The organism is Brevundimonas sp. (assembly GCF_046295595.1).
Classification (GTDB): Bacteria; Pseudomonadota; Alphaproteobacteria; order Caulobacterales; family Caulobacteraceae; genus Brevundimonas.
Genome location: NZ_JBKBMX010000003.1, coordinates 169,240 through 196,137, shown reverse-complemented (window position 1 = coordinate 196,137; position 26,898 = coordinate 169,240). Strand labels below are relative to the sequence as shown.

Sequence of the window (26,898 nt, the reverse complement as noted above, 5' to 3'; positions counted from 1 at the left end):
GTACGACTTCATCATGACGACGACGGAGCGTGAGCCCTACCTGCGCGCCAGCGGCTTGGACCAGGCGACGATCGACTACTTCCTCGGCATGCCGGCGTGGATGTATGTGCCGTGGACTCTCGGGGTCTGGGGCGCCCTGGGTCAGGTGATCGATCCGCCGCCGCTGCCCGCGAACATGGCGATGATGCGCTACATGCCTTGGGTCATCGCTCTGATCGCCGCCTTCCTCGCCTGGTACGCCTGGACCATGGCGAAGAAGGGCGTTCTACGCTGAGGAACCGGGGCGGGGCCTCGCGGCTTCGCCCCGTATGGCGTCTTTCGATCTGAGGATCGGCACGGCCGGCTGGAGCCTTCCGGCCGCCGTGGCCGACCGCCTCCCCGGCGCGGGCGCGCATCTGGAGCGCTATGCCCGGGTGATGAACGCGGCGGAGATCAACAGCAGCTTTCACCGTCCGCACCGCCGTACGACGTACGAGCGGTGGGCTGAATCGACGCCCGACGCGTTCCGTTTTTCGGTCAAGCTTCCCCGCCTGCTGACGCACGGTCAACGGCTGGCGGACCCCGACGTCATCCTCGACCGCTTCTGCGGCGAGGTCGGGGGCTTGGGGCCGAAGCTGGCCGTCCTCCTCGTCCAGTTGCCGCCGAGTCTGAAATACGACGCGGCGACCGCCGACGCCTTCTTCGCCGCCGTCCGGGCGCGCATCGACGTCCCGGTAGTCTGTGAGCCCCGCCATGCCGACTGGTTCACGCCCGCGGTCGACGCATGGCTCGCCGACCGCCGCATCGCCCGCGTCGCCGCCGACCCGGCCAAACCGGCGGGAGCCGCCGACCCGGGCGGCTGGCGCGGGCTGAGCTATTTCCGTCTGCACGGTTCGCCGCGGATGTACTATTCGGCCTACCCGCCCGAAGTGCTGGCGGATCTCGCTCTTCGCCTCCGTCGGGACGCCGACGCCCGCCCGACCTGGTGCATCCTCGACAACACCGCCGGGTCCCAGGCCCTGCCCGACGCCTTGACCGTGATGACGGCCGTGGGCCAAGAGCGGGTCTGATGTCCGCCGCCCCCCCGATCACCCTGTCAGAAGACGAGATCGCCGCCATCCGTTCGTGGGTGCTGCACGAGGACGCCCACATCCTCGTCCTCAACAAGCCCGCCGGCCTGTCCAGCCAGGGCGGGCGGATCAAGGCGCACACCCTCGACGACCTGCTGTGGGCCTTCATGCGTTCCAACGGCAAGCGGCCCGAGCTGGTCCACCGGCTCGACCGCGACACCTCCGGCGTCATCCTCACGGCCAAGACCAAGCCGGCCGCCGGCTTCCTCGGCAAGGCGTTGCAAATGCGCCGGTTTAAGAAGACCTATCTGGCTCTCGTCTCCGCCGCGCCCGAGCGGCCCGCCGGCAAGATCGACGCCCCGCTGGTGCGGCAGGAGATCGGCCGCGAGAGCTATATGCGGGTCTGCGCCTTCGACGCCCCTGGCGCCCAAGGGTCCCAGAGCCACTACCGCACGCTTTCGGCCTCGGAGGACGGCGCCCTCGTCGAGCTGGAGCCGCTGACCGGCCGGATGCACCAGCTGCGCGTGCACATGGCCCATATCGGCCGGCCGCTGGTGGGCGATCCGCGCTACGGCGGCGCCCTGACCTTCGCCGGCCGCGCCGCCCCGCGGCTGATGCTGCATGCGGCGAAACTGACCTTCCCGCATCCGGAGGGCGGCGGAGAGCTCACCGTCGAGGCGCCGCTCCCCGCCGATTTCGCGGCGCTGAAGACGGCGGCGGGTCTCCAGGAACAATCCCGCTAGCCCGGCGCTATTTCAGGTGAACCCCGGAGCTGCCGCCATGAACCGCCTGACCCTGCCCATGATCGCCGCCGCCGGCCTCGCCCTGTCGGCCTGCGCCAGCCTCGCCCCCTACGGCCCCCAGACCGGGCCGGGCGGTCAGGGCTATGTCGAGCAGCGCATAGAATCCAACCGTTTCCGCGTCACCTACAACGGCGTCGGCGCGCCGGGTCCGGTGGCCGACATGGCCCTGCTGCGCGCCGCCGAGCTGACCACCGCCGAGGGCTATGACTGGTTCGAGGTGACCCAGCGCTGGACCGACGGCCGCCTCGACAGCGCCGGTGGGCTGCGTCCCAGCGTCTCGGTCGGCGCGGGCTCCAGCAGCTACGGCGGTCGATACGGCAACTATCGCAGCTCGGGCGTCGGCGTCGGCGTCGGCCTGAATTTCAGCGGCCCGTCGCCGACCTCGACGGCGCTGGAAGTGGTGATGGGCCGTGGCGAAACGCCCGCCCGCCCCAACGCCTATGACGCCCGCGGCGTCCAGGACAGCCTGCGCGGCCGGGGTCTCTAGCCCCTAGCGGCCCCCGCGCGTCAGGGCCCGGTATTCGACCAGCCGCTCCTTGTCGCGCCGCACCTGGTCGGCGACGGCGTTGTCGACGTCCAGTGAGGCGTAGCGGACCCAGTTCTCGATGCCGAGCTTGTCCTGCACCGCCGAGGTCGGGGTCTGCCAGAGGAAGTAGGACAGCAGCCCGACCACGGCCGACAGGCCGATGGCCAGCGCCTGAAGCCCGCGGAAGGCGATCTCGTGCCCGACCGGCGCCGACTGGACGGCGATCACGGCGACGCCGATCAGGAAGACCGCGGGCGTCAGCAGCCGCGCCAGCCAGCGCATCCAGTAGCGCTCGCGCCGCACCCGCCACAGCTCCATCTGGACGTATTTCTCGAGGTACTCCATGCGCGCGCCCAGCCACATGGTCAGGCGGGTCAGATACATGGCGCGCAGGCCCCAGGCCTTGCCGTCCTGCTGGTAGCGGGTCTCGGCCTGGTCGGCCATGGCCCGGCCCGTGGTGAACAGGTTCTGCAGCTCGCGCGTCCGCTGCACGATCTCGCGTGACAGCTGGTAGGAGTCGTTCTCCAGCCGGAACCGGTACTGGATGAACAGGATCTGCTGGATGCCCCAGTAGAGGCCCAGGGCCACAAGCATGGCGCCGCCGGCGATGGCCGCGCCCGCGGCGTCCGTGCCGGTCCAGCGGCTGAACCAGGTCGGGCCCAGCACCGCCAGCACGCCGAAGGCCGCCATGGCCAGCGCCTGGGTCAGCCGCTTCGACAGCACATGCACCCGCAGGGCGTCGAACACCCTGCGGCCGTAGGTGTAGATGTGCGCCCTCAGATCGTTGTCGACCGGGAACCGCTCCTCGATCTGGCGGGCGAACAGCACGTGGAAACGGTCCGGCTTTCCCTCGGTCTCCCAGAACGGAAAGATGTCGAGCGGCTGGTTGAAATATTCGTCGATATGGGCAGAGACCCGGTCGGTCGCTTCCGGGTCCTCAGAGAAATACTCGCTGTCCTGGATCGGGTGCAGGATGCCTTCCGGATTGCGCAGCGGCCCGGTGCGGCGCGGCGGCGTGGCCGAGGGCACGGCGCGGTCCTGCACGTCGGCGGCGCCGCGGGGCGGGGGATTGGCGGCGACGTCGATGCCGCTCGACCGGGCGTCATGACCCTGGCCGCCGTGACCGCCGTCGGCGGGCGCCGCATGCGGGTCGGCACCGTGCGGATCGTGGTCGTGCGGGGCGTGGCTGTGATCGTCGTGCGACATGGCGCTTCGGCGGTCCTTCCATCGATGGTCCGGCACTATGGCGGATCGTCGCCCCCGGACCGACGGCCTTCCCTCGTTACGCGAAGCTGAGCCGTGCCGTTCAGGTATCGCCGTTAACCGTATCGCCCGGCAAGTGAAGTTTCGGTCAGGCTGGCGATGAAGCGGCGGGCGCGCGCGGCCTCCTTCGTTTTGCCGCTGGGTGCAGTATAAGCGCCGCATCATGACACGACTTCTGATCGTCGCGGCCGGCGGGGCCCTCGGCGCCATGGCGCGCTACGGCGTCGGCCTCTGGGCCTTCCGCCTTTTCCCGGCCGCGACCTGGCCTTGGGCCACGCTCGCGGTCAATGTCGTCGGCGGCCTGCTGATGGGGCTGCTGGCCGGCTGGCTGGCCTTCCGTGGCGGGGTGCAGGCCGAGTCGCTGCGCCTGTTCGCGGCCGTCGGCGTGCTGGGCGGCTTCACCACCTTCAGCGCCTTTTCGCTGGAGACCGCCCTGATGATCGAGCGCCGTCAATTGGCCATGGCCGGCGGTTACGTCGCCGCCTCGGTGGTCCTGTCGATCGCCGCCCTGTTTATCGGCCTGATGGTCGCCCGCCGCGCCTTCGGAGCCGCCCTTTGACTGACGAACCCATCCAGGAATCGGAACCCGCCCCCAAACGCGAGGTCCTGACGATCTATGTGGCCGAGGCGGAGGACGGCATCCGGCTGGATCGCTGGTTCCGCCGGCGCTGGCCGCATCTATCCAACATCCAGGTGCAGAAGATGGCCCGCAGCGGCCAGATCCGCGTCGACGGCGCCCGCATCAAGCCCGAAGGCCGCCTGACCGCCGGCGCCGCCGTGCGCGTCCCGCCGATCCCCGACGACACCTCGCGTCAGGCCGGCGACGTCCACACGCTGAGCCCCCAGGACATCAAATTCGCCAAGTCTCTGGTCCTCTATGAGGACGACATGGTCATCGCCATCAACAAACCGCACGGCCTCGCCGTCCAGGGCGGCACCAAGACCAGCCGCCACGTCGACCGCCTGCTGTCGGCCTGGGGGGAGGGGATGGATCGCCCGCGTCTGGTCCACCGGCTCGACCGCGACACCTCGGGCGTCCTGCTGCTCGGCAAGGGCCCCGAGGCGGCCAAACGGCTGGCCGGCGCCTTCGCCCGGCGCCAGGCGAAGAAGACCTACTGGGCCATCGTCATCGGCAACCCCAAGCCCGCCGCCGGCCAGATCGACATGCCGCTGAAGAAGACGGGCATCAACGACTTCGAGATGATGCGCCCCGCCGACCGCAAGGACCCGCGCGGCGAGCCGGCCGAGACCGCCTTCGCCACCCTCAGCCGCGCCGCCCACCGTGCGTCGTGGATGGCCCTGCGGCCCTTCACCGGCCGGACGCACCAGTTGCGCGCACACATGGCCGCCATCGGTCATCCGATCCTCGGCGACGGCAAATACGGCGACGAGAAATCGAAAGAGCTGTCCACCGGCCTGAAGCTGCAGCTCCACGCCCGCCGCATCGAGCTGGACCACCCGCGCGGCGGCGTCCTGATCGTCGAGGCCCCGCTGAGCCCCGAGATGCGCGCCGGCTTCGCCCATTTCGGCTTCGAGGAGGCGGAAGGGAACGAGAGCGACCCGTTCGAAGGGGTCAAGCGGATCCGATGAGACCCCTCGCAATCTTCGACATCGACGGCACCCTCGTCGACAGCCGCGCCTCGATCCATCGCGCCGCCTGCGAGGCCGCGCGCGACATCGGCCTGCCCGAGCCCGAATACGACCGCGTCCGCCAGATCGTCGGTCTGTCGCTGGAGCACGCCATGGCGGTGCTGGAGCCCGGGCTGGACGCGCCGACGTTGGCCCGCTTCATCGCCGGCTTCCGCGCCAGCTTCCAGCGGATGTACGACGACGGCCACGAGGAGCCCCTCTATCCCGAGGCGACCGCCACCCTGCGCCGCCTGCATCGCGACGGCTGGCGTCTGGCCCTGGCCACCGGCCAGAACCGCCGCGGCGTCGCCCGCAACCTCGCTCGCGAGGGCTGGGCCGACATGTTCCTGTCGTCGCACTGCGCCGAGGATGGCCCGGGCAAGCCGGACCCGGCCATGCTGCACGCCGCCATGGCCGCCTGCGACAGCGACCCCGCCCGCACGGTGATGATCGGCGACACCGCCCACGACATCCTGATGGCCCGCAACGCCGGCGTCCTGCCGCTCGGCGTCGCCTGGGGATTCCATACGGTCGAGGAACAGCGCGCCGCCGGGGCCCGCCACGTCGCCGAAACCTTCTCCGAACTGGGGGTGGTGCTGGACGGCTTCGCCGACCTGACCCGCCCCGCCTGACCCGCGCAGCCTGAACGTCAGACCAGCAGCCAGATCCCCGCGATCAGGCAGACCGCGCCGAAGCCGATGGCGATGGCGATGACGCGGAGATTCATCTTCGACAGATCCTTGCCCGCATGGGTGTCCAGCCGCGCCGAGACGGCGCAGGCCCGCCGCTCGGCCATGACCACCAGAAAGATGGCCAGCAGGATGAACACCGTGGCGATGGCCTTGGGCGCCCAGGCCGGCTCCATGGCGTTGAACAGGGCGTTGAACGCCAGGCCGATGCCGATCGCCGCCATCGCCGTACGCGCCCAGCCGGCGAAGGTCCGCTCATTGGCCATGACCGTGCGATCCTCGGCCAGATCGGTGCGGTTCTCGGCCAGCTCCCTGCGGTTGTCGCCCCGGTCTTCCATGCGCGTGGTCGTCGTCCTGTGAGGTTGCCGTTCGGCCGACTAACCCCCGCGCGCCGCCGCGCGTTCCGCATTCCTCCCCCACAGGGGGTGGAGGAACGATCGTCGGAGACGATCGGACGACCGGACCACCCCAAGGGTAGTGGAGGGCGAGGCCCCGTCGCGCTATAGCCCCCGCCATGAGCCACATCCCGCCCCTCGATCCCAATGTCGCCGCCCGCAAGGGCTTCCGCGAGTCCGAGGAGCGGCTGAAACGCTTCTGGAAGGCCGTCGACGTCCGGCAAGGCGACGGCGGCTGGTCGGTCACCCTCGACGGCCGAACGCCCAAGACCCCCGCCCATGCCCCGCTGGCCCTGCCGACCGAGGCCGCCGCCCGCCTCGTCGCCGACGAATGGGCCGCCCAGGGCGAGTTCATCGACCCGGCGACCATGCCGGCCACCCGCCTGGCTTCGACCGCCATCGACCGCGTCAGCCAGGCCCGCGAGCCCGTTGCTGACGAGATCGCCGCCTTCTCCGGCTCAGACCTGCTCTGCTACCTCGCCGACCACCCGACCTCGCTCGCGGTCGAACAGGCGCGCGACTGGACGCCGTGGCGCGACTGGGCGGCGCTGGAGTTGGGCGTGGTGCTCGAGCCGGCCGAGGGCATTTGCCACCGGGCCCAGGACCCGGCCGCCATCGCCCGGGTGCGCGAGCTGGCCTTGCGGCTCGACGACTTCGCCCTGACCGGCCTCGCCATGGCCACGCCCCTGCTGGGCTCGGCCGTCCTCGCCTTCGCCCTGCAACGCGGCCGGCTCGGGGGCGAGGCCGCCTTCGAACTCAGCCGTCTCGACGAGGCCTTCCAGGAACGCCAGTGGGGCGTCGACGCCGAGGCCGCGGAGCGAACCGCCGCCCGCCGCGCCGAGGCCGTGCTGCTGGACCGGTGGTTCAGGGCGCTCGCCTGAGCAGGGCCAGGGACGTCGCAGCGACCCATCCGAACACAACAGCGAACGACAGCCGCTGACTGAATCCGGGCGGCAGGACCTCGAGCCCGCGCACCACGACCGCCCCCACGGCCAGCGCCAGCCCCGCCGCCGCAATCCAGCGCAGCGCCGCTCCGGCCCGCCTGACGAACAGTAGCCGGATCAGGGTGAGGGCCCAGAACAGCAGCACCGCCTGCGAGGCGACGATATGGGCGACCGATCCCGGACTGCCGAGGTCGTTCATGTCAGCCGGGATCGCCGTGGCCGCGAAGGCGAGTCCGAACAGGGCCACCAGCCCGCCCGTCCACGGGTCGCCGATCGCCTTGCCCAGCCCCCGGCCGAACATGGCCAGCGCGAGGCCCACGCCGATGAAGCCGATCAGGTTCCATGCCAGCTGGTTCGGGGCGCCCACGGCCCCCAGTTCGCTGACCGCCTTGGTCGCGTGCGAATAGGCCGGGTCGAGCGCCGCAAACACCAACAGGGCAGCCGTGAACACAAAGGCGGTCAGCAGGCCCAGTCGTCCGGTGAGAGTGGTTGTCATCTCGGCGGCTCCCCGATAGTTAGTTTTGTAAACTAACGAATGGAAGGCGTCAATGTCAGCACCCGAGCGCACCGCCGACCGCCTGACGCTCGCCGCCGTCCGGCTGACCCGGTGGCTCCGCGCCGCCGACCCGTCGCCGCGGCTCAGCGGGCCGCAGGCGTCCGCCCTCGCGGTGGTGGTCCACGCCGGGCGCCTGCGCATGTCGGACCTCGCCGCCTTCGAGGAGGTCAGCCGCCCGACCATCACCCGTCTGGCCGCCGACCTGCAGGGACTGGGTCTGATCGTCCGGGAGGCCGACCCGGCTGACCGCCGCGTGTCCTGGCTCACGGCCACGGACGCGGGGCGAGCCCTTCTGGCGGAAGGGCAGGCCCGCCGCGTCGCGCCGCTGGCGGCGGCCGTGTCGGCCCTTCCGGGCGATCAGCGGGCCGCGCTGGCGGAAGGGCTGGCCGTGCTGGAACGCCTGCTCGCCGAAGCCATCCCCACGCGCGCTGATTAACTTTCCAATCTGGAAACTTGCCACTTGACAACATGGAAAGTCACCGTCACTTTCCATATCAGAAAGTGAGGTTCCCATGACGCAAGACCCCAACCCGCATGAAGCGCTGGCCGCCATTCAGGAGGCCCGCACTGGCGTGGCTTCGGTCGCCGACTACCCGATCGGCTATGACATCCTGTACGGCGCCGTCTGCGCCCTTCTGGTCGCGGGGCCGGGCCTGCCGGGTCGCTGGCCGGTCGCCGTCATCCCCGTCGCCATGGCCGGTCTGGTCTGGATGATGACGGCGTGGCGCAAGAAATTCGGCTGGTGGGTCAACGGCTATTCGCCGAAAAAGGCGCGCTGGGTCGCCTACGGGCTTGGCGCGGTGTTCCTCGCCCTGGCCTTCCTGTCGGTGCGCGGCCAGGGCGCGGGTCCCGACTGGCTGTTCCTCGTCTCCGGCGCGCTCGGCTTCGTGGCCGCCATCGCCGGCAGCCGTCTGTGGCACGTCGTGTGGCGGCGCGAGCTGGCCGAGGGGCCGCAATGAGCGCCGTACCCGTCTTCGACCCCGTCATCCACGCCCCCGGCCGGCTGCAGATCTGCGCCATCCTTTCGAGCGTCGACGACGCCGAGTTCGCCATGATCCGCGACCGCATCGGCGTGTCGGACTCGGTCCTGTCAAAACACATCAAACAGCTGGAGGAGGCGGGCTACGTCGCCCTGACCAAGGCCCCCTTCGACGGCCGCCAGCGGACCTGGCTCAGCCTCACCGCCGCGGGCCGCAAGGCCTTCGCCGCCCACGTCGCCGAACTGCAGCGGCTGGCGGCGATGACCGCGCCCGAACCGATGGGGCCGGGCTTCTCGGGCTGACCGCCTTGCCACCGCATGCGCGTCTCCTTAAGCCTCGCGCTCAAGGAGACGCCGCATGAAGACCATCCTCGACCAGCTTGACGCCCGCCGCGCCGCCGCCAAACTCGGCGGCGGCGAGACCCGCATCGCCAGCCAGCACGCCAAGGGCAAGCTGACCGCCCGCGAACGCATCGACGTGCTGCTGGACGAGGGCTCGTTCGAGGAGACCGACATGTTCGTGGAGCACCGCTCGCACGACTTCGGCATGGAGAGCCAGCGCATCCCCGGCGACGGCGTCGTCACCGGTCGCGGCACGATCGGCGGCCGTCTGGTCTATGTCTTCTCCAAGGATTTCACCGTCTTCGGCGGCTCTCTGTCGGGCGCGCACGCGGCCAAGATCGTCAAGATCCAGACCATGGCCCTGACCAATGGCGCGCCGATCATCGGCCTGTTCGACGCCGGCGGCGCCCGCATCCAGGAAGGCGTGGAATCCCTCGCCGGCTATGCCGACATCTTCCTCCAGAACACCCTGGCCTCGGGCGTCATCCCCCAGATCAGCGTCATCATGGGCCCCTGCGCCGGTGGCGACGTCTATTCCCCCGCCATCACCGACTTCATCTTCATGGTGAAGGACACCTCCTACATGTACGTCACCGGCCCCGATGTGGTGAAGACGGTCACCAACGAGGTCGTCACACATGAGGACCTCGGCGGCGCCCGCGTCCACGCCGGCAAGTCCGGCGTCGCCGACGGCGCCTTCGAGAACGATCTGGAGGCCCTCAGCGAGGTCCGCCGCCTGATCGGTTTCCTGCCGCTGTCCAACCGCGAAAAGCCCCCGATCCGCGACTCCTACGACGACCCCGAGCGCGACGAGGCCAGCCTCGACACCCTGGTCCCGGCCAATCCGAACCAGCCCTATGACATCAAGGAGCTGATCCTGAAGACGGTCGACGAGGCCGAATTCTTCGAGATCGCCCCCGACTTCGCGAAGAACATCGTCACCGGCTTCGGCCGCCTCGACGGCCAGACCGTCGGCGTCGTCGCCAACCAGCCCCAGGTCCTGGCCGGCGTCCTCGACATCGACTCCAGCCGCAAGGCCGCCCGTTTCGTCCGCTTCTGCGACGCCTTCGACATCCCGCTGGTGACCTTCGTCGACGTGCCCGGCTTCATGCCCGGCACGCGCCAGGAGTACGGCGGCCTGATCAAACACGGCGCCAAGCTGCTGTTCGCCTATGCCGAGGCGACGGTGCCCAAGCTGACCGTCATCACCCGCAAGGCCTATGGCGGCGCCTATGACGTGATGAGCTCCAAACACCTGCGCGGCGACGTCAACTACGCCTGGCCCTCGGCCGAGATCGCCGTCATGGGGGCCAAGGGCGCGGTCGAGATCATCTTCCGCAAGGAAGCCGGCGACCCGGAAGCGCTGGCGGCGCGCGAGGCCGAGTACAAGGAACGCTTCGCCAATCCGTTCGTGGCCGCGGGACTCGGCTATATCGACGACGTGATCATGCCGCATGGCACGCGGCGGAGACTCATCCGGGCGCTACGGACGCTGAAGAACAAGCAGCAGAGCAACCCGTGGAAGAAGCACGATAATATTCCGCTATGATAGATTCCCCGATCAAAGCGAACTTGGACATCGATGTAGATGCTGATGCGTCACGTACTATCGTTGACGCCCTTAGAGATACCTTGTCGCCGCTAACAGAAGCGCTGGGCGCTGTCGGAGATCAAATCCGGGTCTATCGGACGAGGGCCGCGCTCCGCGCGATTGGTGACACGGCCAAAATTGCCGAACAGAATAACCTTCGATTGAAGGCTCCGCCCCTCAACTTCCTCATTCCGTATCTTGAGGAAGCGTCCCTCGCCGATGAGACGGACGACTCGCTTATGGATCGATGGGCAAACTTGCTTGCCAACGCCTCAACGGATGGCAAGCAAGTGCCCCGGAATTTCATCGATATACTAGGGCGGCTTTCTTCGGCAGACGCAGAGGCGTTCGACGCTTTAATGCGCGGGCCTAGGCACGGCGCTTCTCACGTTCGGCTGATTGTTGAGCGGCAATACATGCTGGGCATGATCGATATCGAGAACGAAATCGCGCCTCTGATACGGGTTGGCGATGAAGCCAGCTCGCTCCAGAGAATCATTTCCGAGTTGGAGGATCGAGGCCAGATTGTAACGTATGTGGGATTCCATTCCTACGATCATGATGGGGGTCAGTATGATGAGTGGGTCCTTCATCCGGCTTTTGAGGAAGATGACATCAGGCTTCATACGCTCGCATCTTTGGGACTGATCACTTATCCAGTTCAGATCAAGAGGCCGTACGAAGGCGGAAATTTCACCATGCACCTCGCCGTGGTGACACGGCTGGGGGCAGAATTCTTCTTCGATACTCATGATGCCAAACTGCGTGAGGAAGGCAGCAAGGATTTTGAGTAGATTTACCTGACCAACCTCCTCTTCCTCTGCGCCCGCAACCGCCTCCGCTCCCCCACGGCCGAGCGCGTCTTCGCCTCGCGCCCCGGCGTCGAGACCGCCTCCGCCGGCCTGGCGCCCGATGCGGAGGAGCCGGTCACGCCCGACCACCTCGACTGGGCCGACCTGATCTTCGTCATGGAGCGCGCCCACCGCGCCAAACTCCAGCGCCGCTTCAAACCGCATCTGAAGGGCAAGCGCGTCATCTGCCTCGACATCCCCGACGACTACGCCTTCATGCAGCCGGAGCTGGTGGTTCTGCTGGAGAAGAGGGTGGGCGCGCACCTGTGATCCGGGTTCTCCGCCTGCGGAGGCTCCACTCTTCGCAGAACGCTGATATCTTGCTAGGCTGACCGCGAGGGAGGCCGCTCATGGATGTCATCGAATCGCCGACCGTCTTCGCCGGCCTCATCGGCGCGCTCGTTGTCGCGATTATCGGACTGGCTTTTCAGGCCCTTGAGCTCGGCCGGTCCCGCCAATCGCGTGACATCGAGGCGGCCCTGCGGTTGAGCATGCAGTCGGCCGACGCCGCCGCGGCCGAACGTCTCCGGGACGGCGACCTTCGCGCGGATGCGGCGGAGCTGCCGGCGCCCGGAGATGAAGGGGACAAGGCGCTGCTGCTGGATGTGCTCCGCAGCCTGAAGGACCACATCGAGATCGTGGTGGAAGAGGCTCCACAGGCGTTCGGCAGCGCCCCTCTCGCCGAACTGGCCCGGACCTCGTGGCGTGACGACGTCGCTCCGATCATGCAGCGCACGATCGATCTGATCGACAACAGGTGGAGCGAGATGCGTCCGCACCTCGCCGAGGCCGGGCTGACCGGCGCCCCCCTCCGCTTCAAGGCTCTCGCCTTCAGAGGCGAGGTCCGTGACTACGAGCGGGCCGCTGGCGAGCGGCTACGGTCGGTTTCTGACGACAGCACGGAGGACGGCTTTCGCCGCACGATCCGCGACGTCCTGCGCTGGCCGAAACTGTCGAAAGTCCTCGAAGCCGGCGACATCGTCTGGGAAAGCGCTGCGGTGGCTGTGTCGACCTATTTCCGGGTGACGAACGCCGTCCTGCCCGACCTTCACGCCGACTCCGAAGTGGCGCGCCACAGCGTGACGGAATTCAAGAAGATGACCGAGATGGTGCTGAAGCGGTTCCGGCCCGGGCGCTGACGGAACCATGCTTGCGGGGATGTAACGGCTTACCGCCTCGCTTGAACTCCACCCCCCGAGCCCCCATCTTCCGCCCATCCTGACACCCACCCCGCAGCCCCGCCCGCGCCCCGCGCAGGCGGCGTTTCCGTTTCGGCGGCGTGGATGTCCCGGAGGTTCGACAACCCTGAAGGAGACGTCTTGTACGCACAACGCAAAGCCCCGTTCGCCCCCCGCACCAACGCCGGTTACGGCTACCGCCCCGCGCCCGTCCGCGCCCGCATCGGCCTGGCCATGCGTCGCGGCATGAATTTCGCCGACCTGCCTGACGCCGAGACCATCCTGCGCGGCCGCGGCCTGTCGCTGGCCCCGATGTCCGTCGGCGACGGCGGCCTCAATGTCGGCGGGACCAGCGTCCTGCCCACCGCCGAGGCTTCCGACATCGACAGCGGCGCCCTGAAGGCCCTCGTCGTCCCGGCCGGCACGGCCGACACCGAAGCCGCCGCCGAGGCGCTGGACGCCGTCATCGTGCGCGCCGGCGCCAAGGGCATTGCGATGTTCGCCTTCGGAGACGGGGTCGCCGTCGCCCTGCGCGCGCTGGGCCGCCCGGCCAACGATTTCGCCGAGGCGCCCGCCGTGCTGATCACCGCCGACGCGGTCGAACCGCTGGCGGACTCCGCCGCCCTCGCCGCCGCCGCCGCCCAGGTGCAATAGGCCTCCGACGCCGGGCGCGGGGGCGAACCCTCGCGCCCGGCGGTTTCAGGCCTCGAAGGCCGCGATGATCGGGCACGGCCCCTTGCCGCCGCCCGCGCACGCCCCGGCTAGCCGCCGCAACGCCGCCCGCGCCGCCTCCAGCTCGGCGATCCGCGCGTCCAGCTCGCCCAGCCGCGCCTGGGCCAGGGCCAGGGCCCGCCCGCGATCCTCGCCCGCGTCCAGCGCCAGCAGCTCGCTGATCTGCTCCAGGGTGAACCCCGCCGCCTGGGCCGAGCGGATGAAGCGCAGCCGCCGCGCATCCTCCGCCCCATAGCGCCGGACCCCGCCGCCCGAGCCCGATCCGTCCGGCCGCGGCGGCGTCGGCAACAGGCCGCGCCGCTGGTAATAGCGCACCGTCTCCACCCCCACCCCGCCGGCCTCGGCCAGCCGGGCGATGGTCATGTTCGAAAGGGCAGGGGACATCGCTTGACTCCGGACCATGGTACGGACCCCACATAGGGGGCGGACCGTTATCGGCAACAGGAGATCCCCCATGTCCGCCCAGACCGCCGCGCCGCAAAAGACCGCCGTCCTCCACCGCATGGTCATGCCCGACCACCTCTGTCCCTCGGGCCAGAAGGCCCGCTGGCTGCTGCGCCGCAAGGGCTATCGGATCGAGGATCATCACCTGACGACGCGGGCCGAGACCGACGCCTTCAAGGCGCTGCACGACGTTCCGACCACGCCCCAGACCTTCATCGACGGCGTCCGCATCGGCGGTTACGACGACCTGCGCCGCTTCTTCGGCCAGAAGGTCGCCGAGCCTGGCGCGACCAGCTACGTCCCGGTGTTGGCCGTCTTCGCCGTCGCCGCCCTGATCGCCTTGGCCGTCGACTGGCTGTCGATGCGGTCCGTCACCGCGATGGTTCTGCCCAATTTCATCGCGGTGGCCATGTGTCTGCTGGCCATGCTCAAGCTGCAGGACGTCGAGAAATTCTCGACCATGTTCCTCAACTACGACCTGCTGGCCCGGCGCTGGGTGCCCTACGGCTACATCTATCCCTTCGCCGAGCTGGGCGCCGGCGTGCTGATGCTGGCCGGGGCCCTGACCTGGCTGTCCGCGCCTGTCGCCCTGTTCATCGGCGGCATCGGCGCGGTCTCGGTGTTCAAGGCCGTCTATGTCGACAGGCGCGAGCTGAAATGCGCCTGCGTCGGCGGCTCATCCAATGTGCCGCTCGGCTTCGTCTCCCTGACCGAGAATCTGATGATGGTCGGCATGGCGGTGTGGATGCTGACGTTCGCCCACTGATCGTCGTCCTGCCTCCACTGCTGTCGTCATCCCGGACAAGCCGCGCAGCGGCGCGATCCGGGACCCAGCGGCGCCGCGACGGCGGCGAAACACCGGATGTGGAAGGCTCCACGCGTCCGCGCTCCTGACAGTTTCGCGCTCGCGCGCGCCGCTGGGTCCCGGGTCTCCCCCTCGCTTTCGCGAGGGTTCGCCCGGGATGACGATAGCGGCGGGGCCTACGCCACCCCCCGCAACCCCGCCCGCAGCGCCTCCGCCTCGCCCGGCAGCTCGGCCTCGACCGCCGCATGCTCCGCCACCCACACCGGCGTCGCCCTCGCCAGCAAATCGCGCCCCGCGTCGGTCAACGCCGCCCGCCGCCCGCGGCGGTCGTCCGGATCGACCGTCACCGTCACCGCCCCGATCCGCTCCAGCGGTTTCAGATTGGCCGTCACCGTCGAACGGTCCATGGCCAGCACCTGGGCGATGGCGCCGATCGTGGGCGGCGCCGGCCGGTTCATGGCGTTGAGCAGCGAGAACTGCCCGCTGGTGATCCCCAGCGGCCGGAAGGCCAGGTCAAAGCGCCGCGACAGGGCCCGCGCCGCCCGCTGGGCGTGCAGGCACAGACATTGATCGCGGATGTGCAGGGTGGTCGCGAAGCCGGCGTTTGACATGGCTCAATATATGTTGATATCAACCTGATCGTCAACGCCGGAGCGTCGCCATGATCCAGGTCACCGCCTTCAAATGGGTGCCGCCCTTCGCCCAGGGCTCGGTCCGCGACATCCGCGTGCGCTGGGCGCTGGAAGAGGCGGGTCTTGGCTATGACGACCATCTGATCGGGTTCGAGGACCAGGCGACGCCGGCCTATCGCGCCCTGCAGCCGTTCGGCCAGGTCCCGGCCTATCGCGACGGCAAGGTCGAAATGTTCGAAAGCGGCGCCATCGTCCTGTGGATCGCCCAGAACTCCGACGCCCTGATGCCCGCCGACGACGCCGGTCGCGCCATGGTCACGACCTGGCTGTTCGCCGCCATGAACAGCGTCGAGCCCTTCGTCGCCGAACTGGCCGGCATCGACCTGTTCAACGCCGACAAGGCCTGGGCCAAGGCGCGCCGGCCCGAGGTCGAAGCCTTCCTGCGCAAGCGGCTCGCCGAGCTGCAGACGGCGCTGGGGGAGAACCGGTGGTTCGCCAACGACCGTTTCAGCGCCGCCGACATCCTGATGACCCATGTGCTGCGCGACCTGCGCCATACCGACATCGTCCCCGACTTCCCCGCCCTCGCCGACTATGTCGCCCGCGCCGAAGCCCGGCCGGCCTTCAAACGGGCTCTCGCGGACCAGCTGAAGCCGTTCCGCGAACACGCCCCGGCCTGAACCGGCCGCCGACACAGCAACCCCGGAACGGAGATCGCGGCATGGCGCGACTTGTCTTTGGCATGAACGTCTCCCTCGACGGCTACGTCGATCACGAGAAATTCGCACCCGACCCCGTCCTCTTCCGCCACTTCATCGACCAGGTGCGCGGTTCGGCCGGCAGCATCTACGGCCGCCGCCTGTACGAGATCATGCGCTACTGGGAGCAGGACGACCCGGCCTGGACCCCGGACCTGCGCGAGTTCGCCGCGGCCTGGCGCGCCGAACCCAAATGGGTCGTGTCGCGCACCCTGACCTCGGTCGGTCCCAACGCCACCCTCGTTTCTGATGACGTTGAGGCGGTGGTGCGCCGTCTTAAGCAGGAGCTCGAGGGCGATCTCTACGTCGGCGGGCCGATGCTGGCGCACGCCCTGACCGGCCTGATCGACGAATACCGCCTGTGCCTGCACCCCGTCGTGCTGGGCGGCGGCGATCCCTTCTTCGCCGGCCCCCGGCCGCCGCTTCGCCTTGTCTCCCACCGCCGTATCGGCGGCGAGGCGATAGAACTGACCTATGTGCCGGTATGAGGGCACGCGGCGACACGACCGCTTTTGACGCACCGACCTGCTACGATCCGCCCTCGGGTCTTTGAAAACTGAACAGAGGCGGAGATGGGGAGCGGGCTGTGCTGGCGCGCCCCGCAGGACGAACCGGACGGTGTGGACTATCTGGACGGTGTTTCCAGTGTTTTACCCGGGTAAAACCGGAATGCCGACCAGGGCCGCCCGTTCCTCGGCCGTCAGCATCCGCCACCGGCCCTCGGGCAGATTGTCCAGCTTCAGCGGTCCGATCCGCACCCGGATCAGGTCGATGACCTCCAGATCGACCATCTCGCACATCCGCCGGATCTGCCGGTTGCGCCCCTCGCGCAGGATGAATTTCAGCCGGAAGGACTCCATCCGGCTGACATAGGCCGGCCGCAGCTGCCGCCCGTCCAGCATCAGGCCGTGACGCAGGATCTTCAGCTTCTTCTCGGTCACGTCGCCGGCCACCCGGACCAGATACTCCTTGTCCAGATCCGACTCCGGCCCGATCACCGCCTTGGCCACCACCCCGTCCGACGACAGCAGCAGCAGGCCCCGCGAATCCTCGTCCAGCCGCCCGATCGGCGGCAGGGAGGCGTCGGCCGCCGGAACCGGGCCCTCGCCGATCCGGTTGGCCTCGGTCAGCAGCCGCACCGCCGGGATCTTGTCCGGCTCCGGCTGGCCCGAGACGAAGCCCAGCGGCTTGTGCAGGACGATGGTCACGCCCTCCGCCAGCGCCGCCGTGGCCCGCTCGTTCAGCGTCAGCGTCTGTCCCGGCGCCAGCTTACGCCCCGCGTCCGTGACCACCTCGCCATCGACCGAGACCAGCCCCTCGGCGATCAGCGCATCGGCCTCCCGCCGCGAGCAGATGCCCGACTGGCCCATGAATTTGTTCAGCCGCACCGACTCGTCGCCGTCATAGGTCTTGGAAAGGCTCATCGGGTCCGCCGGAACAGAAGCATCAGATTGTTCGCCGGCATCTCGACCCGCCGGGTCAACGCCAGCCCTTCGGCCTTGGCCGCCGCCGCCACTTCGTCGCGGTCGCGCAGCCCCCAGGCCGGGTCACGCCCTCTCAGGCTCTCGTCGAAGGCCGCATTGGACGGCGCCAGCGCCGCCTCCGCCTCCCGATACGGCCCATAGGTCGCCAGCAGCCCGCCGGCCGGCAACACCCGCCCGGCCAGCCGCATCAGCCCCTCCGTCGCCGCCCACGGACTGATATGGATCATGTTGATGCAGACCACCGCCGCGAAGGGCCCGTCCGGCCAGCTCGCCTCGTCCAGAACGTCCAGCGCCAGCGCCGGCTTCAGATTGGCCAGGCCCGCCACCCCGGCCCAGGCCGCGATGCTGGCCCGCGCTCCCGGCGAGGGATCGCTCGGCGTCCACTCCAGCGACGGCAGGGCCCCGGCGAAGCCCACGGCGTGTTCGCCCGACCCGGCCGCGATCTCCAGCACCCGTCCCCGCGCCGGCAGATGCGCCCGCAGCACGCTCAGGATCGGCTCCCGGTTCCGCGCCACGGCGGGCGAGGCGAGGGCGCCTTCGGGAGTCGCCGTCATCGGATCCATCGTCTGCATGGCGGTCCCGATACCCCGCTCCGCCCCGCGCCGCGACCGGAATTATGCACGGCGGACCATGCGCCGCCGCTCGCGGGAGGTTGAAACGTGCGCCGGTTGACCTCGCGCTCGCTTCGATGTCATTCCGGCTGAAACATTGCGTGATCTCACGCAAAGGGAGCGCCACGGCGGCGTCAGATCGCCGGGCAGACGTTCAGGAGAGTTCGCGTGACCGTATCCGCCATCCCGGGCCTCAGCCCGGCCCCGACCCGACACGCCGGCCTGGTCGCCTGGGTCGAACAGATCGCCGCGCTGACGAAGCCCGCCCGCGTCCACTGGTGCGACGGCTCGGAAGCCGAGAAGGCCGCCATCGTCGCCGACCTGATCGGCAAGGGCACGCTGCGCGAACTGGATCAGACCAAGCGTCCCGGCTGCTACCATGCCGCCTCGGACCCGAAGGACGTCGCCCGCGTCGAGAGCCGCACCTTCCTCTGCCCGGCTGACAAGGCCGACGCCGGCCCGACCAACAACTGGGCCGATCCGGTCGAGATGCGCCAACGCCTGAACGGCCTGTTCGACGGCTGCATGGCCGGCCGCACCATGTACGTCGTGCCCTTCTCCATGGGCCCGCTGGGCTCGGAGCTCAGCGCCCTCGGCGTCGAGATCACCGACAGCGGCTATGTCGCCGTCTCGATGGGCATCATGACCCGCATGGGCCAGCCGGTGCTGGACCTGATGGGCGAGGACGGCGTCTTCGTCCCCGCCATCCACACCCTCGGCGCTCCCTTGGCCGAGGGCGAGGCCGATGTGCCGTGGCCGTGCAACGCCGAGAAATGGATCGTCCACTTCCCCGAGACGCGCGAGATCTGGTCCTACGGCTCGGGCTATGGCGGCAACGCCCTGCTGGGCAAGAAATGTTACGCCCTGCGCATCGCCTCGATCATGGCCCGCGATGAAGGCTGGCTGGCCGAGCACATGCTGATCCTCAAGCTGACCGATCCGGAGGGCCGAGCCAAATACATCGCCGCCGCCTTCCCCTCGGCCTGCGGCAAGACCAACCTCGCCATGCTGCAGCCGACGCTGCCGGGCTGGAAGGCCGAGACCATCGGCGACGACATCGCCTGGATGCGCATCGGTGAGGACGGCCGCCTGTACGCCGTCAATCCGGAAGCCGGCTTCTTCGGCGTCGCCCCGGGGACCAGCCGCAACACCAACCAGAACGCCCTCGCCACGATGGCGACGAACACCGTCTTCACCAACACCGCCCTGACCGCCGATGGCGACGTCTGGTGGGAAGGCCTGACGAAGGAAGCCCCCGAGGATCTGACCAACTGGAAGGGCCAGCCGCACGATCCGGCCTCGGGCGAACCCGCCGCCCATCCGAACGCGCGCTTCGCCGCCCCCGCCCACCAGTGCCCGACCATCGCCCCCGAGTGGGAGGACCCCAGGGGCGTGCCGATCGACGCCATCCTGTTCGGCGGCCGTCGCGCCTCCGCCGTGCCGCTGGTGACCGAGGCCTTCGATTGGGAGCACGGCGTCTTCATGGGCTCGTCGGTCGCTTCCGAAGGCACCGCCGCGGCCGAGAACAAGGTCGGCGAGCTGCGCCGCGATCCCTTCGCCATGCTGCCCTTCTGCGGCTACAACATGGGCGACTATTTCGCCCACTGGCTGTCGATGAAGGACCGGACGGACGCGTCGAAGCTGCCGCGCCTCTACTTCGTCAACTGGTTCCGCAAGAACGACGACGGAAAGTTCGTCTGGCCCGGCTTCGGCGACAATGTCCGCGTGCTGAAGTGGATCGCCGAACGCCTCGAGGGCGAGGCCGACGCCGTCGAAACGCCGGTCGGCCGCGTCCCGACCCGCGAGGCCCTCGACCTCTCCGGGCTCGACCTGTCCGCGGCCGACCTCTCGACCCTGCTCGATGTCGACGCCGCCGTCTGGGCCGAGGAGGCGGCCCTGATCCCCGACTTCTACCGGACCTTCGGCGACCGCCTCCCGACGGCCCTGTGGGACCAGCACGCCGCCCTGATCCGCCGCGTTGCAGCGAGCCGCGCCGCCGCCCTCGCCGCCGAGTAGAGCTTGCATTCCGGGCCGGGGCGGTCGATCTGATCGGGTGTGACTTCTTCCCCCGATGTGATCGTGATCGGCGCCGGCGTGCTCGGCCTGTGCACCGCCGCCGAGCTGGCCAGCCGGGGGCACGCCGTCACCGTGATCGATCCCGGCGGCGCCAATGCCTCCTCCGTCGCCGCCGGCATGCTGGCCCCGGCGCTGGAGTGTCTTTCGGACAAGGCCGGACCGGAGCGTGTGGCGCTGCTGACGCGGGCGCGCGATCTGTGGCCTGAGTTCGCCACGCGCCACGGCCTGACCCTGCACCAGGACGGCGCCGAATGGCGCGACCCGGACGCCGGCGCCGCCATCGCCCGGCTGACGGCCTCCGGATTCTCGGCCCGCCCGGTTCCGGGCGGCCTTTTCACCCCGGATGACTGGCGGGTCGAGGTCGGTCCGGCCCTGCTGGCGCTGTCGCGCGTCGCCGGCGTGACCGCGGCCCGTGCGACGGTGGCCCGCGTCGCGGCGACCGCCGGCCGCTGGCGGGTCGAAGCCGCCGATGGCCGGGCCTGGTTCCCGTCCACCATCGTGCTCGCCACCGGCGCGGCGCCGCCGGTGCCCGGCCTGCCAGACCGGATCGCCGGCCCGGTCGCCGCTATCGAACCGTTCCGCGGCCAGCTGACGCCGGTCGCCGGCAGGGGCCCGGCTCACACCGTGCGCGCGCCCGGCCTCTATGTCGTCCCCACGCCGACCGGCTGGGTCGCCGGCGCGACCATGGAGGGTGGACGGCGCGACCTTGAGCCCGACATCGAGGTTTCCTACCGTCAGGTCGCGGCCGCCGAGGCGCTGTCCGGCCTCGTCGGCACGCCGGGCGAACCGCGGGTCGGCATTCGGGGCGGAACCGCCGACGGGCTGCCGCTGGCCGGCGTCTCCGGCGAGCCGGGCCTGCATCTGGCCCTCGCCCCCCTCCGCAATGGCTGGCTGCTGGGGCCGATGGTCGCCGGGATCGTGGCCGACGGGATCGAGGGCAGGGCGCCCGGTCCGGACGCCGCCGCCCTCGATCCGCTCCGCTTCAGTTCGCCGGCGGCGTGAAGCGGATGCCGATGTTGACCCGCGAACCGACGGCGGCGCCGTCGACGGTGCGCGGGTTGATCTGGAAATGTCGGCTCAGGCTCTGGGCCGCGCTCCCGAAGCCGTAGCCGCCGGGTGTCTCTCCGGTCAGATTGCAGTCGGCGACCCGGCCGTTCGGCTGGACGAGGCAGTTCAGCGTCGCGCGGCCGCCGATGTCGGCATTCAGGGCGCGATCGGGATAGGCGCGCATCAGCTGCGCCCCCGACGGCTGGCGCAGCCAGCTCGGATGGGTGATCACGGCCGGCGGCGAGGGCGGCGTCGGGGCCGGCGCGGCGTCCACGACCGGAGCCGGAGACTTTTCGGCCACGGTGATGGTCGCGCCGATCGCGACCGTCTCGCCCTGGACCACGGCCACGACGTCCGGCGTCGCCGGGGCCGCTGGCAGTTCGTTGACCCTGGTGTTCGGCGGCTGCGGCCGCTCCGGCGTCGGCAGCGGCTCGGGCGGCTTCGGTTTCCTGACCAGTTCGACGATGGTGGGCGGCGGCGCCTCCACCTCGACCGGCGGCGCCAGCTCGAACCGCTGGTAATAGAGCGCCGCCCCGAGGCCGATGTGGCCGGCGCTGACGATCGCCACCGCGATCCAGGTGGTGCGGGAAAAGCGCGGTGTCCTGCGCTCGTTGTAGTCGAAGGGGCTCACCAGTCCGGGGCCGCCCGCGGTCGTGATCATCATGGCCGTCATCCCTGTCGTTCACCGCCCCCGCAGCGTCCCACGGCCAAGTTGAGCGCTTCCCTTGGGGCAAGTTTGCGGCGAGCTTCGCCATGAAACGGTCACCGGGGGGGCGGGCGGCAAAGGTTAAGGCTCTGTGGACGGCCTGCCGGATATTAGGGTTTGGTTAACCACGAGGCCGCAGCGTGATCGGTATGAGCATCGGAGCGATTCCTTCGGCGGGCGGAGTTGAGGCGGCCATCCGGCGCGCCTCAAACGCGACCGGCGTGGACGCCGAATTTCTGATCAAGACGGCCCGGCGCGAAAGCGCCATGGACCCGTCGGCCCGCGCCCGCACCTCCTCGGCGGCCGGCCTGTTCCAGTTCATCGAACAGACGTGGCTGGGCACGGTGAAGACCCATGGGGCCAAGCATGGCTACGGCCAGTACGCCGACCTGATCCATCGCGGCTCAGACGGGCGCTGGCGGGTCGACGGCTCGGCGCGAAACGTCGTGCTGGACCTGCGGTTCGACGCCCAGGCCGCCTCGACCATGGCGGCCGAGCTGACGGCTTCCAACGCCGCCTATCTGAGAGGCCGCACGGGACGCGAGCCCGGCGCCGGCGATCTTTACGCCGCCCACTTCCTCGGTCCGGCGGGCGCCGCCAAGCTGATGGAGGCGATGGAGCGTCGCCCCGGCTCCAGCGCGGCCGCGATCTTCCCGGAAGCCGCCTCGGCCAACCGCTCGATCTTCTTCCGCAGCGGACGTCCGGCGACGGTGGCGGAGGTGCACGCCAATCTGCAGCGGTCGGCGGGCGAGGGCGCTCCGGCCGCCTCGGCGGGATCCGCCCCCGCGGCGCCGCCGCTGTCCGAGCGCGACCAGATGCTGGCCGCCCGGCTGGATAGACTCAAGCAGGATCAAAGCCTGCTTGCCCTGCTGCTGGGTCAGGACGGCGAGGGCAAGGGCGGCGGCTTCGGCGGGGCCTTTTCGCCTGAAGGCGGCTCGCGCACCTGACGGCGAATCCGGTCATGGTAAACGACCCGTTAGGGATGACCGTTCAATGCTGCGCGGTGAAGCCTGAACAGAGCGCCTGACCATGACCGCCTACCGCGCCCGACTGACCGAAACCGATATCCGGCGCCTCGTGAAGGCCTCGGACGACGATGAGCGCGCCGCCGCCGCCCATAAGCTGTGCCGCAACATGGAAAAGGCGGAGCTCTCAGGCGAGGATCGCGAGGCGGCGCAGAAGATCCTCCGGCTGCTGGCCAACGACGCGGCCGAACTGGTCCGTCGCGCCATGGCGGTGACGCTGAAGTCCTCCGACCTGATTCCCCGCGATGTGGCCCGCCTGCTGGCGGCGGACGTGGACAGCGTGGCCCTGCCGCTGATCAACTTCTCTCCGGCCTTCTCCGACGAGGATCTGATCGAGATCGTTCGGGCGGGTTCGGCCCTGCGTCAGGTCGCCGTCGCCGGCCGGCCGGTCGTCGGCCGTGACGTGGCCGCGGCCCTCGCCGAAACCGGCTGCGAGCTGGCGGTCAGGACGTTGGCCGCGAACGACAACGCCGACATCGCCGAGGCCGCCCTCGGCCGCTGCGTCGACCGCTTCGGGACCTCGCCCGAGATCGTGGCGGCCATCGCCTACCGGCAGGTGCTGCCGCTGTCAGTGAGCCAGCGGCTGGTCGAACTGGCGTCGGACGCCGTGCGCGAGCATCTGGTCACACGACACGCCGTGGCTCCGGAGACGGCCATCCGCCTGTCCGCTTTCGCCCGTGAGCGGGCGACCGTCGATCTGGTCGATCAGGCCTCGAACCACGCCGATCTGGCCGCCTTCGTCGCCGGCCTCAACGCCCGCCGGGCGCTGAACGGCTCCCTGTTGCTGCGCGCCCTGGCGCGGGGACAGATGGCGCTGTTCGAATACGGGCTGGCCGAGTTGGCCGGCACGCCGCATCCGCGCGCCTGGCTGATGATCCACGACGCCGGGCCGCTGGGGCTCAAGGCCATCTATGATCGGGCCGGCCTGCCGCCGCGCCTGTTTCAGGCCTTCCGCGCCGGGGTCGACACCTGGCGCTCGCTGCAGGCCGAGGGGGCGGACACCTCGGGCGACGACTTCCGCCATCAGATGCTGCAGCGGTTCCTGACGCACCGGCCGAACGCCCCGCGCGAAGACCTTGCCTATCTGGTGGAGCGGCTGGATCAGGAGCCCGCGCCCGCGCGGCCGTCGATCGTCGCGGCCGCCTGATCCGAATTGCCAACGCCCGCCGACCAGGCGGGCGTCAGATGGCTTCGGGCCGTTTCCCTATTTCAGGTGGTCGGCGACCCCGGCTTCCAGGCTTTCGGCCAGGGCCCGCCCGACCGGGTGCTCGTCGGTCTGGATCTGGTCGCGGACCACGGCCTTGATGGCGTCGATATGGGCGTCGATGAGGGCTACCGGAGCCGCCATGCGTTTGGCCGGGTCGTCCATCATCCGGCACAGGGATCCGGCCACCCGGGTCACCAGAGGATATTGATAGGTGGCGCCCAGCCCCTTCAGATCATGAGCTCGGAAATACAGGGCCTCGGCCGTCTGGGCGTTATAGCCCTGGGCGCGGATATCGCTCTGGGCCTTGTCCAGCTTGACGATTTCATCCTGCAGCCACTGGCCGAACTGTGACGACATCGCCTTCAGGGCTTCTTCAGCCTTGGCGATCGCACTGGCGTCGATACCGCCGAAGCCGCCGCCGACCTTGAGACGCAGCGTATTGGGCGGGCGGATGACCTGGGCGGAATTGCTCACGGCAAGCTCCTGTAGACGAACGGCTCCATCATCGGTGACATGGCTTAAGAACCGGTGCACGCTCTCAGGAGGTGAACTGTTCCGCCAGCACGCGCTCCTCGAACGAACGGCCTGCGTCGAACAGCATGGTAAGGGCCAGATCGCGGCGCTCGCGGACCTCGACGCGGGCGACCTCGCGCACCTCGAAGCTGTCGGCGGTTGCGCTGACCGGCCGCTTGTCGGGCTCGAGCACCTCGAAACGGACCCGCGCCGTGTGCGGCAGCAGGGCGCCGCGCCAGCGCCGCGGGCGGAAGGCGCTTATGGGCGTGAGCGCCAGAACCCGCGCATCCAGCGGAATGATCGGCCCGTGCGCCGACAGATTATAGGCCGTCGACCCCGCCGCCGTGGCCACCAGGCACCCATCGCAGGACAGCTCTTCCATCCGGACCCGGTCATCCACGGTGATGCGCAGCTTGGCGCTCTGGCGGGTCTGTCGCAGCAGCGACACTTCATTGATCGCCAGCCCGCTTCGCGCCTCCCCCCCGGCCGTCAGGGCGTCCATCTGCAGCGGGTGGATGACGGTCCGGCCCGCCGTGACGAGCCGCTCGCGCAGCCCGTCCTCGCTGTAATCGTTCATCAGGAAGCCAACGGAGCCGCGGTTCATGCCAAACACGGGCGTGCGCCGCTGCAGGTTGGCATGCAGGGTCTCCAGCATGAAGCCGTCGCCGCCCAGGGCGACGATGACGTCCGCCGTCTCCGGCTCCGCCGATCCGTACAGGTGCATCAGGCGATCACGCGCAACCATCGCTTCCGGGCGATCTGAAGCGGCGAACGCGATGCGAAGGTCAGGCTGTGTCACGCCCTACGCAAAGCCGAGCGGGCCGGTTAAGTCAAACGACCCGTGGTCAGCTCTTGATCAAGGCCCGGAACGAGCGGGCCGCGGAGGCTGTGGAGATCGTACCTCTCAACCAGACCCTCTCTCCCGCGTCGCCCGGCGAGCCGTTATTGAGCAGGCGAATCTCGACCAGAAGGGCGGGAAAGACCGCGCGGTCGACGCCGACCGAAGCACAGGCGTAAAAGAGGGGCTCCGGGCTGGCGGCCGACATGGCCTCGCGAACGCCGGCGACACTGAATCCGCCGAGTGTCGCAAGGGCGTGGACGAACAGTCCCAGGCGACGCTCCCTGACAGCCCGGATCAGATAGCCGGCGCGCAGCTGGCCCGCGGCCTGAAGCTTGGCGACGAGGCGTCGCTCCATCTCGTCCCGGTCCGGGTCATCGGGCGGAGGCGGGGGAGACATGGCGGCCTGGCGGGCGTCATTGACCGCCCGGTGGACCACCGCAGCCAGCCTGCGTCCATCGACCGGAAAGCGGGCGCAGATCGACTGGCGCAAGGCTTCGCCGACCCATTCGTACATCTGCTCCGCCAGTTGCGCGGTCAGCCGGGGATGACGGATCAGCGGCCCCCGCAGCGCCGCGACCCGGCGTGATTGCTCGACCAGCCTTCGAACGCCGTCCACGCTGATTTCGGCCGTGCGGTTGAACGCCAGCGCTGTCAGGGTCGCGGGCTCCCCGCGCTCGATAATGGCGTCGGCGACCCGGCCGCCGATGTGGGGACGTCGGGCGACTTCGATCTGGTGCTCCAGGGTCGCCTCGACGAGGACCCTCAGAAGGTCGTCGTCCTGAAGGATCGGGCTGGCGGCCAGCACGGGACGGGCGATTTCGATTTCGTCGAGCGCGAGGACATTGATCAGGGCAGGCGGGGCCCAGTCGGCCTGCGCCAGACGCTCGGCCAGGATCTTGCGGACATCGCGCTCCGCCTGTCGCGCCAGGGTCAGGAAAATCTCGCCCAGCACTGGCGACAGCTCGCCGGTCGGCGGCCGCGCATCGCAGAGCGCCACCACCCCGAGCAGCAGACGCTCGCGTGAGTCCGGGCTGGGGTTGCGGGCGAGGGCGAGCAGCTCCGGATAGGCCGGCGGCGAGGCCATGGCGGGGGAGCGGAACTGAGCGACGGTCAAGGGCGTCTCCGGCGCGCCGACGATTCGGCTCATTCCAGCTTAGCCGCGGGCGCGCTAAGGCAGGGTTAACGGAAGCTGAATCTTGACGTCGCCCCCGTGCGGCGCGAG

The 26,898-nt window shown here is 69.6% G+C and carries 34 protein-coding genes; 23 read left to right on the top strand and 11 right to left on the bottom strand.

Annotated features, from left to right (window positions below; genetic code table 11):
- Positions 1-13 precede the first annotated feature (13 nt).
- From ACK4JY_RS03450 to ACK4JY_RS03435, 4 genes are read left to right on the top strand one after another with little or no spacing between them, the layout of a single operon-like run.
- Positions 14-274, top strand: coding sequence for a hypothetical protein (locus tag ACK4JY_RS03450; RefSeq protein WP_409602845.1), 261 nt, complete (start codon positions 14-16; stop codon positions 272-274).
- A 34-nt stretch (positions 275-308) separates the two neighbouring features.
- A complete protein-coding gene (locus tag ACK4JY_RS03445; protein ID WP_409602843.1) occupies positions 309-1,049 on the top strand; it encodes a DUF72 domain-containing protein in 741 nt (246 codons plus the stop codon).
- Positions 1,049-1,792: an RluA family pseudouridine synthase gene (locus ACK4JY_RS03440; RefSeq protein ID WP_409602841.1), complete on the top strand. Its 744-nt coding sequence runs from the start codon at positions 1,049-1,051 to the stop codon at positions 1,790-1,792. The genes ACK4JY_RS03445 and ACK4JY_RS03440 overlap by 1 nt, the downstream gene beginning before the upstream one ends.
- A 37-nt stretch (positions 1,793-1,829) precedes the next feature.
- The gene (locus tag ACK4JY_RS03435) at positions 1,830-2,339 is read left to right on the top strand and encodes a CC0125/CC1285 family lipoprotein (protein WP_409602839.1); all 510 of its coding nucleotides are present in this window, start codon (positions 1,830-1,832) and stop codon (positions 2,337-2,339) included.
- 3 nt (positions 2,340-2,342) lie between these two features.
- Here ACK4JY_RS03435 and ACK4JY_RS03430 read toward each other — a convergent pair whose 3' ends face one another.
- Complete coding sequence (locus ACK4JY_RS03430; protein WP_409602837.1) at positions 2,343-3,584, bottom strand: hypothetical protein; 1,242 nt, start codon at positions 3,582-3,584, stop codon at positions 2,343-2,345.
- A 220-nt stretch (positions 3,585-3,804) separates the two neighbouring features.
- Between ACK4JY_RS03430 and crcB the strand changes: the two genes are divergently transcribed.
- The 3 genes from crcB to ACK4JY_RS03415 are packed head-to-tail and all read left to right on the top strand — an operon-like array spanning position 3,805 to position 5,902.
- Positions 3,805-4,200 (top strand): fluoride efflux transporter CrcB, encoded by a 396-nt coding sequence (gene crcB / locus ACK4JY_RS03425; RefSeq protein WP_409602835.1) that lies wholly within the window; start codon positions 3,805-3,807, stop codon positions 4,198-4,200.
- Complete coding sequence (locus ACK4JY_RS03420) at positions 4,197-5,231, top strand: RluA family pseudouridine synthase (RefSeq protein WP_409602833.1); 1,035 nt, start codon at positions 4,197-4,199, stop codon at positions 5,229-5,231. The genes crcB and ACK4JY_RS03420 overlap by 4 nt, the downstream gene beginning before the upstream one ends.
- Positions 5,228-5,902, top strand: a complete 675-nt coding sequence (locus tag ACK4JY_RS03415) for an HAD-IA family hydrolase (RefSeq protein ID WP_409602831.1) — start codon at positions 5,228-5,230, stop codon at positions 5,900-5,902. Before ACK4JY_RS03420 ends, ACK4JY_RS03415 begins: the two co-directional genes overlap by 4 nt.
- Before the next feature lie 17 nt (positions 5,903-5,919).
- On the opposite strand, the gene ACK4JY_RS03410 is transcribed toward ACK4JY_RS03415, so the two are convergent.
- Positions 5,920-6,297 (bottom strand): YidH family protein, encoded by a 378-nt coding sequence (locus ACK4JY_RS03410; RefSeq protein ID WP_409602829.1) that lies wholly within the window; start codon positions 6,295-6,297, stop codon positions 5,920-5,922.
- A 176-nt stretch (positions 6,298-6,473) separates the two neighbouring features.
- On the opposite strand from ACK4JY_RS03410, the gene ACK4JY_RS03405 reads away from it, so the two are divergent.
- On the top strand, positions 6,474-7,235 hold the full coding sequence (locus ACK4JY_RS03405; RefSeq protein WP_409602827.1) for an ATP12 family chaperone protein: 762 nt from the start codon (positions 6,474-6,476) through the stop codon (positions 7,233-7,235).
- On the opposite strand, the gene ACK4JY_RS03400 is transcribed toward ACK4JY_RS03405, so the two are convergent.
- The gene (locus ACK4JY_RS03400; RefSeq protein WP_409602825.1) at positions 7,219-7,794 is read right to left on the bottom strand and encodes a DUF998 domain-containing protein; all 576 of its coding nucleotides are present in this window, start codon (positions 7,792-7,794) and stop codon (positions 7,219-7,221) included. The genes ACK4JY_RS03405 and ACK4JY_RS03400 overlap by 17 nt on opposite strands.
- A 52-nt stretch (positions 7,795-7,846) precedes the next feature.
- On the opposite strand from ACK4JY_RS03400, the gene ACK4JY_RS03395 reads away from it, so the two are divergent.
- From ACK4JY_RS03395 to ACK4JY_RS03360, 8 genes are all read left to right on the top strand, one after another.
- Positions 7,847-8,290: a MarR family winged helix-turn-helix transcriptional regulator gene (locus tag ACK4JY_RS03395; RefSeq protein WP_409602823.1), complete on the top strand. Its 444-nt coding sequence runs from the start codon at positions 7,847-7,849 to the stop codon at positions 8,288-8,290.
- A gap of 76 nt (positions 8,291-8,366) precedes the next feature.
- On the top strand, positions 8,367-8,813 hold the full coding sequence (locus ACK4JY_RS03390) for a hypothetical protein (protein WP_409602821.1): 447 nt from the start codon (positions 8,367-8,369) through the stop codon (positions 8,811-8,813).
- Positions 8,810-9,136 (top strand): winged helix-turn-helix domain-containing protein, encoded by a 327-nt coding sequence (locus tag ACK4JY_RS03385; RefSeq protein WP_409602819.1) that lies wholly within the window; start codon positions 8,810-8,812, stop codon positions 9,134-9,136. Before ACK4JY_RS03390 ends, ACK4JY_RS03385 begins: the two co-directional genes overlap by 4 nt.
- A 55-nt stretch (positions 9,137-9,191) precedes the next feature.
- The gene (locus tag ACK4JY_RS03380) at positions 9,192-10,724 is read left to right on the top strand and encodes an acyl-CoA carboxylase subunit beta (RefSeq protein ID WP_409602817.1); all 1,533 of its coding nucleotides are present in this window, start codon (positions 9,192-9,194) and stop codon (positions 10,722-10,724) included.
- 23 nt (positions 10,725-10,747) lie between these two features.
- Entirely contained in the window at positions 10,748-11,560 is an 813-nt protein-coding gene (locus tag ACK4JY_RS03375; protein WP_409602815.1) for a hypothetical protein, read from the top strand.
- 174 nt (positions 11,561-11,734) lie between these two features.
- Entirely contained in the window at positions 11,735-11,887 is a 153-nt protein-coding gene (locus ACK4JY_RS03370; RefSeq protein WP_409602813.1) for a hypothetical protein, read from the top strand.
- Between the two features lie 80 nt (positions 11,888-11,967).
- Positions 11,968-12,756 (top strand): hypothetical protein, encoded by a 789-nt coding sequence (locus ACK4JY_RS03365; RefSeq protein WP_409602811.1) that lies wholly within the window; start codon positions 11,968-11,970, stop codon positions 12,754-12,756.
- A gap of 180 nt (positions 12,757-12,936) precedes the next feature.
- Entirely contained in the window at positions 12,937-13,449 is a 513-nt protein-coding gene (locus tag ACK4JY_RS03360) for a hypothetical protein (RefSeq protein ID WP_409602809.1), read from the top strand.
- A 45-nt stretch (positions 13,450-13,494) separates the two neighbouring features.
- Here ACK4JY_RS03360 and ACK4JY_RS03355 read toward each other — a convergent pair whose 3' ends face one another.
- Positions 13,495-13,911: a MerR family transcriptional regulator gene (locus ACK4JY_RS03355; RefSeq protein ID WP_409602807.1), complete on the bottom strand. Its 417-nt coding sequence runs from the start codon at positions 13,909-13,911 to the stop codon at positions 13,495-13,497.
- A 70-nt stretch (positions 13,912-13,981) separates the two neighbouring features.
- Here ACK4JY_RS03355 and ACK4JY_RS03350 point away from each other — a divergent pair, with 70 nt between their 5' ends.
- Positions 13,982-14,737: a MauE/DoxX family redox-associated membrane protein gene (locus tag ACK4JY_RS03350; RefSeq protein ID WP_409602805.1), complete on the top strand. Its 756-nt coding sequence runs from the start codon at positions 13,982-13,984 to the stop codon at positions 14,735-14,737.
- Between the two features lie 215 nt (positions 14,738-14,952).
- Here the strand turns inward: ACK4JY_RS03350 and ACK4JY_RS03345 are convergent, their stop codons facing one another.
- Positions 14,953-15,387, bottom strand: coding sequence for a MarR family winged helix-turn-helix transcriptional regulator (locus tag ACK4JY_RS03345; protein WP_409602803.1), 435 nt, complete (start codon positions 15,385-15,387; stop codon positions 14,953-14,955).
- A gap of 50 nt (positions 15,388-15,437) precedes the next feature.
- On the opposite strand from ACK4JY_RS03345, the gene ACK4JY_RS03340 reads away from it, so the two are divergent.
- On the top strand, positions 15,438-16,088 hold the full coding sequence (locus ACK4JY_RS03340) for a glutathione S-transferase family protein (protein WP_409602801.1): 651 nt from the start codon (positions 15,438-15,440) through the stop codon (positions 16,086-16,088).
- A 41-nt stretch (positions 16,089-16,129) separates the two neighbouring features.
- The gene (locus ACK4JY_RS03335; protein WP_409602799.1) at positions 16,130-16,654 is read left to right on the top strand and encodes a dihydrofolate reductase family protein; all 525 of its coding nucleotides are present in this window, start codon (positions 16,130-16,132) and stop codon (positions 16,652-16,654) included.
- 162 nt (positions 16,655-16,816) lie between these two features.
- Here ACK4JY_RS03335 and ACK4JY_RS03330 read toward each other — a convergent pair whose 3' ends face one another.
- Positions 16,817-17,590 carry a pseudouridine synthase gene (locus ACK4JY_RS03330; protein ID WP_409602798.1) on the bottom strand — a complete coding sequence of 258 codons (774 nt, stop codon included), beginning with the start codon at positions 17,588-17,590 and terminating at the stop codon, positions 16,817-16,819.
- On the bottom strand, positions 17,587-18,222 hold the full coding sequence (locus tag ACK4JY_RS03325) for a DUF938 domain-containing protein (RefSeq protein ID WP_409602796.1): 636 nt from the start codon (positions 18,220-18,222) through the stop codon (positions 17,587-17,589). Before ACK4JY_RS03325 ends, ACK4JY_RS03330 begins: the two co-directional genes overlap by 4 nt.
- Before the next feature lie 207 nt (positions 18,223-18,429).
- Here ACK4JY_RS03325 and ACK4JY_RS03320 point away from each other — a divergent pair, with 207 nt between their 5' ends.
- Positions 18,430-20,277, top strand: coding sequence for a phosphoenolpyruvate carboxykinase (GTP) (locus tag ACK4JY_RS03320; RefSeq protein WP_409602794.1), 1,848 nt, complete (start codon positions 18,430-18,432; stop codon positions 20,275-20,277).
- 39 nt (positions 20,278-20,316) lie between these two features.
- Complete coding sequence (locus ACK4JY_RS03315; protein ID WP_409602793.1) at positions 20,317-21,339, top strand: NAD(P)/FAD-dependent oxidoreductase; 1,023 nt, start codon at positions 20,317-20,319, stop codon at positions 21,337-21,339.
- On the opposite strand, the gene ACK4JY_RS03310 is transcribed toward ACK4JY_RS03315, so the two are convergent.
- Entirely contained in the window at positions 21,320-22,048 is a 729-nt protein-coding gene (locus ACK4JY_RS03310; RefSeq protein WP_409602791.1) for a TonB family protein, read from the bottom strand. The two genes, ACK4JY_RS03315 and ACK4JY_RS03310, sit on opposite strands and share 20 nt — an antisense overlap.
- Before the next feature lie 191 nt (positions 22,049-22,239).
- Here ACK4JY_RS03310 and ACK4JY_RS03305 point away from each other — a divergent pair, with 191 nt between their 5' ends.
- Positions 22,240-23,037 (top strand): transglycosylase SLT domain-containing protein, encoded by a 798-nt coding sequence (locus ACK4JY_RS03305; RefSeq protein ID WP_409602898.1) that lies wholly within the window; start codon positions 22,240-22,242, stop codon positions 23,035-23,037.
- Between the two features lie 82 nt (positions 23,038-23,119).
- Positions 23,120-24,262, top strand: a complete 1,143-nt coding sequence (locus ACK4JY_RS03300) for a DUF2336 domain-containing protein (RefSeq protein WP_409602789.1) — start codon at positions 23,120-23,122, stop codon at positions 24,260-24,262.
- A gap of 57 nt (positions 24,263-24,319) precedes the next feature.
- Here ACK4JY_RS03300 and ACK4JY_RS03295 read toward each other — a convergent pair whose 3' ends face one another.
- The 3 genes from ACK4JY_RS03295 to ACK4JY_RS03285 form a co-directional block, all read right to left on the bottom strand.
- Positions 24,320-24,796, bottom strand: coding sequence for an Hpt domain-containing protein (locus ACK4JY_RS03295; RefSeq protein WP_409602787.1), 477 nt, complete (start codon positions 24,794-24,796; stop codon positions 24,320-24,322).
- Positions 24,797-24,860: 64 nt separating this feature from the next.
- Positions 24,861-25,634, bottom strand: a complete 774-nt coding sequence (locus ACK4JY_RS03290) for an NAD kinase (RefSeq protein ID WP_409602786.1) — start codon at positions 25,632-25,634, stop codon at positions 24,861-24,863.
- A 46-nt stretch (positions 25,635-25,680) separates the two neighbouring features.
- On the bottom strand, positions 25,681-26,790 hold the full coding sequence (locus tag ACK4JY_RS03285; protein ID WP_409602784.1) for a DUF2336 domain-containing protein: 1,110 nt from the start codon (positions 26,788-26,790) through the stop codon (positions 25,681-25,683).
- Positions 26,791-26,898 lie beyond the last annotated feature (108 nt).